Below are 12,857 nucleotides of genomic sequence, written 5' to 3'. Positions count from 1 at the left end.
ATTGACCGACAAGGCTGAATCGTTTTTCCGATTGTATCTGAAATGCCAGCACAAACAAATTGCAGGCCGGAGCGTCAAGGCGACCGGTTGCCCCAGCGGCAGTTTGTCACGTCACAAACAAAAACCCCCGGCCATATGCATGACCGGGGGCCTTGGATCACGCCGCAAGCGTCGCGATCAGGGTACCGCCAAGATTACTGCTGCTGAGGCAGTTTATCGATCGGGCCGCAGCCACCGATGATCTTGGAGATGGAAACCGAAGGGTGGAACAGGTAGTCGTAGGTGCAGTTTTTCGGTTGGTTGTAAACCTGGCCAGTGCAACCCGACAGCAGGGCGACACCCGAAACGACGGCAACGGCTACGGTGGCCTTGAACAGCTTTTTCATTACTCAATCCTTTAAATGAATCATCTTCGACCATCGTCTGATGGCCGCGGAATCATACAGACTCCAGGCATTGGATCCAAGCCGCGCTTGGCACAGGTTCTTTGCAACTGTGCAACAACAGGTTGAAAAGCGCGCCTTTGGCGACGATAGTTCAGAGCACTGCCTTCGCAATACCCAACAGGAACTCACCATGCTTGGCGTCACCGACTACGGCGCATTCGTCATCGCCTTCCTCATTCTTCTGGCCATCCCCGGCCCGGGCAATTTCGCCCTGATCACCGCCACCGGCAAGGGCGGTATCAAGGCAGGCCTGGCCGCGACCTGCGGCGTTATCGTGGGTGACCAGGTGCTGCTGTGGCTGGCGGTAGCCGGCGTCGCCACCCTGCTGGCCACCTACCCTGCCGCCTTTCATATGGTGCAGTGGGCGGGGGCTGCATACCTGGCCTACCTGGGCCTGCGCATGCTGCTGAGCAAACCCGGTGGTGCAGCACACACCTGCCGCATGGACAACGGCCAGTACCTGCGCCAGACCATGATGATCACTCTGCTCAACCCCAAGGCGATCATGTTCTACATGGCGTTTTTCCCGCTGTTCGTCGACCCGGTGAAGCACCAAGGGCTGGTGACGTTCGGTTTCATGGCGGCGACAGTGGCGGTGGTGACCTTCCTGTATGGGCTGATTGCCGTGGTGCTGACCCATCAACTGGCCGAGCGCATGCGCGCCAGCCCGCGGATTGCCAATATGTTCGAGCGGCTGGCGGGGGCTTGCCTGGTGGGATTCGGCATCAAACTGGCGGCGATGCGCTGATCCCAAGCCCGCCAGGGTCCGGGCGCGCCTGACAGCAACCCTAAAAAAGCCCCCGGCAACTCATGGTTCCCGGGGGCTTGTTCACTCAGCCATTACCCAGTCAATTGGTTTCCAGCTGATAGGCCTTGCTCACGAACAACGCCGCAAACAGGCTCTTGCCTTCCTTGAAGATGTACTGCTCTTCGAAACTGCCGTCTTCGACCAGCTTCTGCCCGATGGCGCATTCCGAATCGCTGTGGTTCTTGGCTTTGGCGCCAAAGTCACTGCTCCACGACGACAGCCCAACCTCCTGGCAGAAGGCTGCGAACTTTGCCTTGGGGACTTGCTGCTGGTATTCGCTGAAAGCCTCTTTCAGCGATTTGAAGCCGCTGTAACTTACCGAGTAGTTCTCGACCTTGGCCTTGCGGGCAAAGCCGCTCACCGCTTCAGCCAACACCGCCTGGCCGGAGTACGGGCTGTATGCCCCGATCAGCATCGCGCTCAGGGCACTCTTGAGCTGGGTTTCGACATCGTCCAGCTCCGGCAGCGACTGGAAGTCGGCCTTGCGCACGATTTCCCCCACCTTGGAGCCGTCGTTGCGGTGGGTGACCACGAACGCCATCGAGCCTTCGCCATCGCTGGAGCGCTTGATGGTGAAGTCCAGGTCGACCGTGGTACCAAAGTCACCCGTGCTGCTGACCAGAAACGCGCCAGTTACTGGCTGGCGCACCGCCATGTTGGCGCCCCAGGTGAAGTTCGACGGGGCGGCCCGACCATTGGCGGCCAGCTCGGCACGTGGCTGGACTTCGTCGCTGACATCAGCCACCAGCACGACTTCGGCACCCTTGCTGGCAACGTAAGGGTTGCTCATCTGCATGCCCAGCAACTGGATATGAATGCTGCCATCCTTGCTGTCTCCGTCATGGGCCAGCTTCAGCGCATCAGCCTTCAGGTACACCCCGGCCACATTGCGGCTGACATTGAGCTGGTACTTGGCCCAGCCCGCCAGGCCTTCCTCAGCCGAACTACCCTGTACGGACTCCATCAAGCCCGACAGGCCGCGCAGGAACTGCTGGGCGCCATTGGTCTGCGCCGCCGCCACGCGGATCTCCGGGTCGGCTACCGTCAGGTTGCCGGAAAACGCCGAGTAGGAAATGTCCCCCTCAGACAGGACATCCTCAAGGAAATAGCGCTCCTTGAAGTCGTCGTAGTAGGCCAGCGCAGCCTTCTTGCCCGAGCTGGCGACCATCGCATAGCCACCACCGAGCACCAGCACCGCTGCGGCCACACCGCCAATCAGCAGCTGCTTCTTGTTCATCTGTTTGATCATGGTGTTTGCCTCACTGGACCATGGCGGAAGCGTTGTTCCAGTCGTTCACGTACTTTTGGGAGACCTCGGGGGTCCAGCTGAAATCGATACCGGCGTTGGGGAATTCCTTGGCCAGCACGGCGCCGAACGACACGCGGTCGGCACAGTGGTCCTGTTTGCAGGCCTCGGGTTCACCGGCGCTGTAGGCACGGTAGGTAGGCACGGCGCGGCCGTCGTCCAGCGGGTAGTACGGCGTGGCGTTGGCCACCTGGGTCACGTACCAGCCTTCGCTGTATTCCTCGTCCGCAACCAGGCGGCCGTTGCTCGGGAAGTCGATGCTGTAGAAGTCACCTTTCTTGCCGGTGACGTGCACCATCATCGGCATCACGCTGGCCGAAGTCGCAGGGTTTTGCTGCTCCAGTGGCGAAGCAAAGCGCACCTTGATACCGGCCATCTGCGCCAACGCCTCGGTTTCGCGCCCCTTGAATTCGCTCATGCCGTCCTGCAACTGCTGGTAACGCTCCAGCACACGGGTGTGCACGCGGGCCAGTTCCTGTTGGCGCTGACGCTGCTCACGCACACGCTGCTGCTCACGCTGTACCGCCCAGTTGGCACCGTCGCGCACATCGAAGAACAGGCCTTGGCGGTTGATGCCGATGCGGTTGCGGGTGATTTTCTGCGCGTCGTTGCCCCAGATGTTGTTCGAGATCGCCGACAAGTCTTTGACGATGAACAGGTTGGCCACATCGGTGGTGGTCGGCGAGGTGGTCTTGATCAGGTCGAAGATTTCCAGCGCAGCTTCCTTGTACTTGGTCGCGTCCAGGGCAAACGACTCGTCCGGGGTGACCGCGACGTAGTAAGGGTCGCTGCTGAACGGGCGGAGCACGCCGTAGCTGGAGCGGGTGAACGTCAGGTACACCTTCATCTGCCGGCCGGGGATCTCACCGACCAGGAACGCGGCCTGGTCAGCTTGCGGCGTGAGATAAGAAACGGCCTTGTCCTTTACCGCAGGCTCAAGGTTCTTGTTGAAGATCAAACCACTCGGGTGAGCATAAACGCGGGTCCAGTTATCACCCCGGTAGGTACCCACAGCCTTCCAGCTGATCTTGTCGAAGCTGCCTTCACCAAAGCCGGACGCCGGGCACGGCATGGCCGGGGTGGTGCCGAACGACAGGGTGTCGCCATCGCCGATGATCGAGGTACTGAGCACCCATTTGCAGCCGGTGCCGTCCGTTACCTGCATCAGGTTGCGGTTTTCCAGGACCACCGAGCGACCGAAGTCCGAAGTGGGGGCTGCGGCGACTGCTGTGGCAGGTGCCGGAGCGGGCGGCACAACAGGGGCTGCTGCCGGAGCTTCGGGGGCCGGGGCTGGCTCTGCGGCTACGGCTGGCGCGGGCGCGGGGGCCGGAGCGGGTTTTGCCTGCGCAGGTGCGGCTTCGACCACTGCCGGCGCCGCTGCAGCAGCAGGGGCTGGGGCTGGGGCTGGGGCCGGAGCAGGTGCCGGTGTCGGTGCAGCAGCAGCCGGTGCTTCTGGCTGCGCAGGTGCAGGAGCGGGGGCAACTGCTGCAGCCGGCGCCGGGGCGGCAGTGGCAGGCGCAGCAGCCAGGGTCACCAGCCCCAGGTTGCTGGCATTGCCCGAGCCGCTGGCGTACAGGTTGCCCTTGGCATCGACCGCCTTCCAGCTCACCTTGGCGGTCGAGCAGTCCTTGGCGAACACGAACGGCAGCTTGGTCAGCAGGCCCGCCAGCAGTTCCTGGTTATCCCAGGCCGGGCGGGTAATGGTCAGGTCGACCTGGGGTTTGCACCAGGTGGTGGCATCCCCGGGCACTTCGACCTTGATGTTGTCTTTCTTGGAAAAGGCCAGCTCGTGGGCGAACGCCTGCGGTACCAGACCACAAGCGCCGATCACAGCCAGCGCGAGCGCGTGCTTTTTCATGGAGTTCCTCAGATCAGTTCCCAGGTGCCGTTGGCTTGTTTGCAGAAGGTGTTCTGCTCTTGTTCGGTCTGGCCGCTTTGCGATTTCAGGCTGACGGTGACCGGGCGGCAGGCCGCTTCGGCGGCAACTGTCTGGGTCGGCAGCGACTGCACCGAGTCCAGGTCGAAACCTTGGGTTTCCTTGCTGGCGGCAACGTCCAGCTCGTCCAGGTTGACGGCTGGCGTTACACGCTTGGCAACCGCTTGCGCCTTGGGCTCGACGTAGTTCTTGTGCACATAGCCCACGGTCACACCCTTGCGGCCGACCAGAATCCAGTCACCGGTGGAGCCCACGGCGGTGAATTCGGTGTGGTTCCTCAGGCTGCCGACTTTCTCGCCAGCCTGGTTAGGCGCGGCGCGCACGTTGAGGTTGTCGCTGATGGTCACATACGGCTCGTTGATCAGCTTCATCGACGGCACCGCCTGGATCTTCGGCGCGCGCTTGACCTCGACCTGCTTGGTCTTGGTGTATTCCTTGCCCGGCACGATCTGCGCGGTGGCGCCAGAGTGGTCGGACTTCCAGGTCACAGGCTGGGCGCTGGCGGTGGTCTGTTGCTGGCTCAGCACTTCCTGGGTGCGCAGCGCCAGGGCTTGCTGGTCCTTTTCATCGAGCATGTGGCCGATGCGGTTGCCCACGTAGGCGCCAATGCCACCTGCGATCAGCGCGGCGGCGATCTTGCCGTTGCCACTGCCCATGGTCGAGCCGATGGCCACACCGGCCAGGCCACCGATCACGGTGCCCGCTTGCTCTTTGCTGATCCCGAGCTGTGCACAGGCCGTGGTAGAGGCGATGGCGACCGCCAGAAGGGACGCGACGAATTTCTTACGCAAGTGGAGCACTCCATTTTCGGTGGGGCGCACAGCCGCGTACCGCAGCCAATGGTTGGCGGCAGCATTCGAGTTTGTGCGGGGTTTTCAGAAAGTGTGCAGCACTGGCCGCAGACGACAATTCAGCCGTCCAGCGAGGGGCGCAGGGGGAGACCAGTACGGCGCAAAGCATCCAACGAATCCATGTCAGGAAGAGTTCATCGCCCAGCGCGCGTAATCATTACGGCGTGTGGCCTGGGCGTGAGTGGCGTATCAGAGGGCCGCATTGTAGCCCAAGGTGCCATTGGCAGTTCAAGACAAAATGTTGCAGGAAGCCTGTCTGATTGATTAGTAGAAATCCGTCCTACAACTTGAACTCAGAATTATCCCCTTCCTTGTAGGGCGTTTCCCAAACATACTGCCAACCCGCTCAAACGGTTGCGACGGATTCGGTCGCGCTCTAGTCTCGGCTCGTCGTTGTGAAATCAGCGACCGGCTTTGACAGGCCGACTACTCAAGTTTCCGTTGCAGCGCTTAATGGCAGCTGTGCATGGGGCACATTCGTGTGCGCCGGGTCCTTGGGTACCGGTCTGTCAACCCATGTATAGCTGCCTCCATTCGTTTGACAGCGTTGCCAGGCGGCTCCACTACCCAAGGAGCTTACATGCGCAAGACAGTCCCCGATCCACCCTACTCCCCCCATTCCACCCAGATCCTGCAAGACACCCTGGTCCAGTCCTCAGAGTACGTACTCTGCGCTCTGTCCGTGGCCCGCCAATCCGTGCAACTCAAACCCACCGCCCACAGCTCGATCGTGATGCAGGCCGTGATCCATGAAATGGAAGCGGTACAGGGGCTGGTCGAGTCGGCGTTGATGCAGTTGCAGATGCGGCCGCATTTACCCACAGAGCCTTACACCTTGCATTAGCAGGTCAGGCCTCTTCGCGGGCACGCCCGCTCCCACAGGGTCATCACAGCCGTCACGCACTGCACAGTACCTGTGGGAGCGGGCGAGCCCGCGAGGAGGCCAGCCCAGGCAACCCAAAATCCAGGGAAACAAAACAATGCCCACCGACAACACGACAGAACCCACCACAGTCGGCAAGACCTGCTTCTACCAAGGCGAAAACAACACCCACCCGCTGTTCCGCATCGAACCCGGCATCCCCTGCCAGGACGCCCGCGAACAGGCATCCGAACTGATGGGTTACGTGCGCGACCTGATCATCACCGGCCTGATGGACGGCGACCAGAAACTGATCTGGGCCTCGCATTACCTGAGCGCGATGGCCAAGGCGCTGCTGGATGATGCTGAGTTGGGGATGATGAAAAAGTAAGGCGCAACGAAAAAGCCCCTGGAAGCTTTCGCTTTCAGGGGCTTAATCTTGTATGGCGGAGAGATAGGGATTTGAACCCTAGGTACTGTTGCCAGTACAACGGATTTCGAATCCGTCCCGTTCGACCACTCCGGCATCTCTCCAATGCCGCGCATCATACCAGCGTTCTTTTAAAACGCAAATCTTTTTTCAAAAAAACCGCGTGGTATCAGGCGCTTGCGTGAACGTGCCGCTTACAGCGGCACGCCCAGGCGCTTGGCAACTTCTTCGTAGGCTTCGATCACGTCGCCCAGGCCCTGACGGAAGCGGTCCTTGTCCATCTTCTTGCGGGTTTCCTTGTCCCACAGGCGGCAGCCGTCCGGGCTGAACTCGTCGCCCAACACGATCTGGCCGTGGAATACGCCGAACTCCAGCTTGAAGTCGACCAGCAGCAGGCCGGCGTCATCGAACAGCTTGCTCAGCACTTCGTTGACCTTCAACGACAGCTTCTTCATTTCAACCAGTTGCTCGGCGGTGCCCCAGCCGAAAGCGACAACGTGGGATTCGTTGATGAAGGGGTCGCCCTTCTCGTCGTTCTTCAGGAACAGCTCGAAGGTGGACGGCTCCAGCTTGATGCCCTCCTCCACGCCCAGGCGCTTGACCAGGCTGCCGGCAGCGTAGTTGCGCACCACGCACTCGACCGGAATCATGTCCAGCTTCTTCACCAGGCACTCGTTGTCGCCCAGCAGCTTGTCGAACTGGGTCGGCACGCCGGCTTCTTCCAGTTTCTGCATGATGAAGGCGTTGAACTTGTTGTTCACCATGCCTTTGCGGTCGAGTTGTTCGATACGCTTGCCGTCGAACGCCGAAGTGTCGTTACGGAACAGCAGGATCAAGCGGTCGGCGTCGTCGGTCTTGTAAACCGATTTGGCCTTGCCGCGGTAAAGTTCTTCGCGTTTTTCCATGATTGGGCTCCGCTTGCTTGAGGTGTTGGGCTAGGCGATTTCGCGCCAGTCGAGCCCGTGTTCCTGATTCGCCACCTGGAGCCAGTCCGGGTCGCACCCAAGGGTGTCGACGAAGCACTGGCGGGCCAAGTGTGGCAGGTTGTTCTTGCTGCTGAGATGGGCCAGCACCAGATGTTGCAGGTTGCTCCAGCCCAACTCGTGCACCAGGCGCGCGGCCTGGTGGTTGTTCAAATGCCCTTGCATGCCACCCACCCGCTGCTTCAAGAAGGCCGGATAGTGACCGCGTGCCAGCAGGTCGCGGCAGTGGTTGGCCTCGATCAGCAGTGCATCCAGGCCCTGGTAACGCTCCAACAGCAGCGCGTCGTACGAGCCCAGGTCAGTGAGCATGCCAAAACGCCGCCGACCATCGCTGACCACGTACTGCAACGGCTCGTAGGCGTCGTGCTCGACCCGCGCTGCGGTTACTTCCAGGCTGCCGATACGCAGGCTTTGGCCACACGCGAGAAAACCGGCCACCTCCACCGGCTTGCGCATGCCGCGCAAAGTCCCTTGGCTGAGGTAGACCGGTACATTGTAGCGCCGTGACAGCAAGCCGACCCCATGCACGTGGTCGGCATGTTCGTGGGTGACCAGCACTGCACTGAGCTGAGCTGCAGAAACCCCGAGCAGCGCCAGGCGCCGCTCGGTTTCACGCAGGGAAAAGCCGCAATCGACCAGGATGAACGTGTCACCACTGGCGATCAGCGTGCCGTTCCCTTGGCTGCCGCTTCCGAGTACCGCGAAGCGCACTTAGCCCAGGTGGTCCTGAATGGCGCTCAGCACGCGGCGGGCGACATCGGCCGGAGCCACGGTGTTGATGTTTTTCTCGACCGTGACCTGCACGCTCTCACCCACCTTGCTCAGGCGAACCTGGTAACGCTCGGCACGGGCTTCACGCTCTTCCTTGGTCGGCTCGCTGCCGAACAGGCGGCTGAAGAAGCCAGGCTGGTTCTGCTTGTCGTCAGGTTTTTCGGACAGGTTGATGTAGTACAGGCCCAGGCTGCGGTTGATGTCCTCAACACGCCATTCGCCACCCTGCTCCAGGGCACGGCCCACGCCAGACCAGGCGCGGTCCAGGTCGGAGCCCAGGTACAGCACCGGGTTGCCGCTGCCGTCTTCGCTCAGGCTGACGCGGCTTGGTGCGTCGAAATCGCGCGCGGCCAGCAGCGACACCGAACCGCCCTTCTCGGCGCTGCGGTTCATGCTGGCAAGCATTTCGTCGGCCAGCAGGGCATCGGTGCCGGTATTGATGGAGGTGGACGGGAACGCAGGCTCGGCAGTGCTGCCCGCCGGGCGCTCGACGCTGACCACATAGACTTCGGAGGTGTTGCGCTGCACGCCAGGCTCCATGCGCACACGTACGCGCACCTCGCTGTCGCCGCTGCTGGCAGTGCTGGCCAGACGCTGGCCAAGCGATGCCGACAGCTCATCGAAACGCTGCCAGGCGGTGTTGAACTCACCCGTCTGCGGGCGCTCTTCAGCAATGCGGAAGCCGTTATCCTCGAAGAACTGCCGGGCTACCGGCCACACTTCGGCTGGCGAATGCTGGGCCAGCACCCAACGGCTGCTGCCGCTGCGCTGCAGGCTGTAGTCGGTGACCTGGGCGGCACCGCCCGTCAACGGTTGCGGGCGAGGCACTTCAAACTCACCCTTGACGGTATCGTCAGCGACGTTACGCGGAATCGGCAGCAGCGGGTCAAGGCGTTTGACGTTGCTGGCGTCCGGCGGCAGCTGCATCGGCGCGGTCGGGTGCGCCTGCAGGTAGTCACTGCCGCGGTCGCGGAAATAGCCATCCTCGCCCCACAGCCAGCCACACCCACTGGTGTTGGAGATAATCAGGGCAAGGGCGGAAAGACCAGCCAGTCGCTTCATGCGGTGTACTTCCTCTTAAACCAGTACGCCGGACTGGCGCAAGGCAGTACGGACTTTTTCGTGGCAGCCTTCGCTCAGCCAGGTCAGTGGCAGGCGAATACCTTTTTGCATCAGGCCCATTTCGACGAGCGCCCATTTCACCGGGATCGGGTTGGACTCGCAGAACAGGTCTTTGTGCAGCGGCATGAGTTTTTCGTTGATTGCGCGGGCCTTCTCGGCATTGCCCTCAAGGGCGGCCTCGCACAGGTCCGCCATTTCGCGCGGAGCGACGTTGGCGGTGACGGAGATGTTGCCCTTGCCGCCCATCAGGATCAGCTCGACGGCAGTCGGGTCGTCGCCGGACATGACGATGAAGTCCTTGCTGACGCCATCGAGAATGGCCTTGGCGCGGGCCAGGTCGCCCGTGGCTTCCTTGATGCCGATGATGTTCGGCACGGTCGACAGGCGGATCACGGTCTCGGCCTGCATGTCGCAGGAGGTACGGCCGGGAACGTTGTAGAGGATCTGCGGGATGTCGACGGCTTCGGCAATGTGCTTGAAGTGCTGGTACAGGCCTTCTTGCGTCGGCTTGTTGTAGTACGGCACAACCAGCAGGCAGGCGTCGGCGCCAGCATTCTTGGCGTTCTGGGTCAGGTGCACGGCTTCGGCGGTGGAGTTGGCACCGGTGCCGGCGATGACCGGAATTGGTTTGGCGCTGCGTTTGACGCGCTCGACCACGTGCTTGATGACCAGGATGTGTTCTTCGACATCCAGCGTGGCCGACTCACCGGTGGTGCCGACAGCGACGATCGCATGGGTGCCGTTTTCCAGGTGGAAGTCTACAAGTTTGTCGAGGCTGCCCCAGTCAACACGCCCTTGTGCATCCATGGGTGTGACCAATGCCACCATACTGCCCGCAATCATGTAACTGCTCCTGCCGGAAAAAGAGAGCGGTAATGGTACTGGGGGCATCGACCTTGCACAAGCGAAGCAGGCGGGTGGAGCATTCCCCTCGGCGGCTTATTTCGCTACCCTTGGCCCTTTGATCGGTGCAGCGCGGCCCGCCGGGCCGTCGACCTTGCTCCCCGCCAGCGTCCAAGACCTCGCATGCGAGCCCCGGGCCCTGCCGACAGGAGGCTTTTGCCCGTCCTGTGCCGACCGCTCATCGCTTTAGGAATGCTGCATGTCCACCCCCACCGTCCGCGAACAATTCCTTGTCATCAGTGCCCTGGGCCCTAACCCCATGGAGCTGGCCAACGTCCTCAGCCGCGCTGCCTTCGAAAACCGCTGCGCGGTGGTCACCTCGCGCCTGAGCCGCCACGGCGAGACCAGCGCCCTGGTGCTGCAGGTGGGCGGCAGCTGGGATGCACTGGCACGTCTCGAATCCACCCTGCCAGGCCTGGGCAAGAAGCACGGCCTGACCCTCGACGTGGTCCGCAGCGCGGACCAGGAAGTGCGCCCGCAGGCCCTTCCGTATGTGGCCTACGTCAGCGCTGCCTACCGCCCGGACATCATCAACGAGCTGTGCCAGTTCTTCCTTGACCACCGCGTCGAGCTGGAAGCCATGACCTGCGACACCTACCTGGCGCCGCAAACCGGTAGCAGCATGCTCAACGCCCAGTTCACCGTGATTCTGCCGGCCGGCACGCAGATCAGCTGGCTACGCGACCAGTTCCTGGACTTTGCCGATGCCCTGAACCTCGACGCACTGATCGAGCCATGGCGTCCCCAGAACCCTATGTAAGGAAACCGATCATGGCTGTAGCACTCGACCAACCTGTCGCCGACTTCCAGGCCCAGGCCACCAGCGGGCAAACCGTCAGCCTTGCCGAACTCAAGGGCCAGCAGGTGGTGGTGTACTTCTACCCCAAGGACAGCACCCCAGGCTGCACCACCGAGGGCCAGGGCTTCCGCGACCAGCACGACGCCTTCGCCGCGGCCAACACCGTGGTATTCGGTGTGTCGCGTGATGGCATCAAGTCGCACGAGAACTTCAAGGCCAAGCAAGGCTTCCCGTTCGAGCTGATCAGCGACAAGGACGAGGCCCTGTGCCAGCTGTTCGACGTGATCAAGCTGAAGAAGCTGTATGGCAAGGAATACATGGGCGTTGACCGCAGCACTTTCCTGATCGACAAGGACGGGGTGCTGCGCCAGGAATGGCGTGGCGTGAAGGTGCCCGGGCATGTGGATGCCGTATTGGCGGCCGCCCAAGCCTTGAACAAGGCTTGAAATTGAATGGGGCTGCCTTGCAGCCCTTCGCGGGCACGCCCGCTCCCACTGGAATTGTGCAGGGCCCAGTGGGAGCGGGCATGCCCGCGAAGGGCCGCAGAGCGGCCCCAATTACATTCAAAGCATCGGTGAAACGCTAGGCTCCTGCTTGGGCCACGCATCCAGCACGGCCTTGATCAGCGTCGCCAGCGGGATGGCGAAGAATATCCCCCAGAACCCCCACAGACCGCCAAACAGCAGCACCGCGCAGATAATCGCCACCGGGTGCAGGCTCACCGCTTCGGAGAACAGCAGCGGTACCAGCACATTGCCATCCAGCGCCTGGATGATCGCGTACACCGTCATCAGGTAGATGAACTGGTCGCCCCAGCCCCACTGGAACAGCGCAATCAGGGTGACCGGCACGGTCACGACCACCGCGCCCACGTAAGGCACCACCACCGACAGCCCCACCAGCAACGCCAATAGCGCTGCGTAATTGAGCTCCAGGCTGATGAAGGCGATGTAAGTGGCAATGCCGCAGATCAGAATCTCGATACCCTTGCCACGGATGTAGTTGGCGATCTGCCGGTTCATCTCGCTGCCCACCCGGTTCAGCAAGGTGCGCTGGCGCGGCAGGTAACCGCTGACCCAGCGGCCAATGAGTTCGCGATCCTTCAGGAAGAAGAACACCAGAATCGGCACCAGCACCAGATAGATCATGGCATTGACCAGCAGTGGCAGGCTGGACAGCGAGAAGGTCAGCGCCCATTGACCAAACTTGCCAATTTCACCGCGCACCGACTCGATGGCGTGCAATACCTGCTCATCCGACACCAGGTGCGGATAACGCTCCGGCAGCAGCAGCAACAACGACTGCCACTTGCCGAGCATGCCCGGCAGTTCGTTGAACAGCGTGATCAGCTGGTGCCACAGCAGCGGTACCAGCACCAGCATGAACACCGCCAGTGCGCCCATGAACAAGGCGAACACCAGCATCACCGCCAGCCGTGTAGGTACGCGCACGCGCTCCAGGGCGTTGACCAGCCCCTGCATCAGAAACGCCAGCACCATGCCCGCCAGCACCGGCGCGAGCATGCCGCCCAGGGTGAGCACGGCGGTAAAAGCCAGGAACAACAGGACCGCCAGCACCACCGCTTCCTCATCGGAGAAGTAGCGCTGCACCCAGTCGCGAAGCACTTTGAACATTGACGA

At 61.9% G+C, this 12,857-nt stretch carries 14 protein-coding genes and 1 tRNA gene; 5 read left to right on the top strand and 10 right to left on the bottom strand.

The features are described 5' to 3' along the window. Positions 1 to 194 precede the first annotated feature (194 nt). Entirely contained in the window at positions 195 to 386 is a 192-nt protein-coding gene (locus V7787_RS15375; RefSeq protein WP_003254720.1) for a YhfL family protein, read from the bottom strand. A gap of 190 nt (positions 387 to 576) precedes the next feature. On the opposite strand from V7787_RS15375, the gene V7787_RS15370 reads away from it, so the two are divergent. Further along, positions 577 to 1,194 (top strand): LysE family transporter, encoded by a 618-nt coding sequence (locus tag V7787_RS15370; RefSeq protein ID WP_049587971.1) that lies wholly within the window; start codon positions 577 to 579, stop codon positions 1,192 to 1,194. A 100-nt stretch (positions 1,195 to 1,294) separates the two neighbouring features. Here V7787_RS15370 and V7787_RS15365 read toward each other — a convergent pair whose 3' ends face one another. The 3 genes from V7787_RS15365 to V7787_RS15355 are packed head-to-tail and all read right to left on the bottom strand — an operon-like array spanning position 1,295 to position 5,287. After that, positions 1,295 to 2,503, bottom strand: a complete 1,209-nt coding sequence (locus V7787_RS15365) for a hypothetical protein (RefSeq protein WP_104886566.1) — start codon at positions 2,501 to 2,503, stop codon at positions 1,295 to 1,297. A gap of 10 nt (positions 2,504 to 2,513) precedes the next feature. Next, entirely contained in the window at positions 2,514 to 4,418 is a 1,905-nt protein-coding gene (locus tag V7787_RS15360; RefSeq protein WP_336088583.1) for a hypothetical protein, read from the bottom strand. Between the two features lie 8 nt (positions 4,419 to 4,426). Then, positions 4,427 to 5,287, bottom strand: a complete 861-nt coding sequence (locus tag V7787_RS15355; protein WP_336088582.1) for an SH3 domain-containing protein — start codon at positions 5,285 to 5,287, stop codon at positions 4,427 to 4,429. A gap of 640 nt (positions 5,288 to 5,927) precedes the next feature. Between V7787_RS15355 and V7787_RS15350 the strand changes: the two genes are divergently transcribed. Continuing rightward, complete coding sequence (locus V7787_RS15350) at positions 5,928 to 6,191, top strand: hypothetical protein (protein ID WP_108190684.1); 264 nt, start codon at positions 5,928 to 5,930, stop codon at positions 6,189 to 6,191. Positions 6,192 to 6,327: 136 nt separating this feature from the next. Continuing rightward, a complete protein-coding gene (locus V7787_RS15345; RefSeq protein ID WP_012051485.1) occupies positions 6,328 to 6,600 on the top strand; it encodes a DUF3077 domain-containing protein in 273 nt (90 codons plus the stop codon). Positions 6,601 to 6,653: 53 nt separating this feature from the next. Here the strand turns inward: V7787_RS15345 and V7787_RS15340 are convergent. From V7787_RS15340 to dapA, 5 genes are all read right to left on the bottom strand, one after another. Next, positions 6,654 to 6,743 (bottom strand) — tRNA-Ser (locus V7787_RS15340). 90 nt (positions 6,744 to 6,833) lie between these two features. Next, complete coding sequence (purC, locus tag V7787_RS15335) at positions 6,834 to 7,544, bottom strand: phosphoribosylaminoimidazolesuccinocarboxamide synthase (protein WP_003254733.1); 711 nt, start codon at positions 7,542 to 7,544, stop codon at positions 6,834 to 6,836. 30 nt (positions 7,545 to 7,574) lie between these two features. Then, positions 7,575 to 8,333: an MBL fold metallo-hydrolase gene (locus V7787_RS15330; RefSeq protein WP_014590006.1), complete on the bottom strand. Its 759-nt coding sequence runs from the start codon at positions 8,331 to 8,333 to the stop codon at positions 7,575 to 7,577. Beyond that, positions 8,334 to 9,455, bottom strand: a complete 1,122-nt coding sequence (gene bamC, locus V7787_RS15325) for an outer membrane protein assembly factor BamC (protein WP_064492889.1) — start codon at positions 9,453 to 9,455, stop codon at positions 8,334 to 8,336. It abuts the gene before it with no gap. Positions 9,456 to 9,470: 15 nt separating this feature from the next. Beyond that, positions 9,471 to 10,358, bottom strand: coding sequence for a 4-hydroxy-tetrahydrodipicolinate synthase (gene dapA / locus V7787_RS15320; RefSeq protein WP_003254739.1), 888 nt, complete (start codon positions 10,356 to 10,358; stop codon positions 9,471 to 9,473). A gap of 259 nt (positions 10,359 to 10,617) precedes the next feature. On the opposite strand from dapA, the gene V7787_RS15315 reads away from it, so the two are divergent. Together V7787_RS15315 and V7787_RS15310 are read left to right on the top strand one after the other, a co-directional pair. Then, entirely contained in the window at positions 10,618 to 11,178 is a 561-nt protein-coding gene (locus V7787_RS15315) for a glycine cleavage system protein R (protein WP_003254741.1), read from the top strand. A gap of 11 nt (positions 11,179 to 11,189) precedes the next feature. Beyond that, complete coding sequence (locus tag V7787_RS15310) at positions 11,190 to 11,663, top strand: peroxiredoxin (RefSeq protein ID WP_003254742.1); 474 nt, start codon at positions 11,190 to 11,192, stop codon at positions 11,661 to 11,663. 117 nt (positions 11,664 to 11,780) lie between these two features. Here V7787_RS15310 and V7787_RS15305 read toward each other — a convergent pair whose 3' ends face one another. Continuing rightward, positions 11,781 to 12,851 (bottom strand): AI-2E family transporter, encoded by a 1,071-nt coding sequence (locus V7787_RS15305; protein WP_336088581.1) that lies wholly within the window; start codon positions 12,849 to 12,851, stop codon positions 11,781 to 11,783. Positions 12,852 to 12,857: the final 6 nt, after the last annotated feature.

Source organism: Pseudomonas sp. CGJS7 (assembly GCF_036961695.1).
Note: the sequence above shows the minus strand (reverse complement) of the source record. Positions and strands in the feature narration are given on the sequence as shown.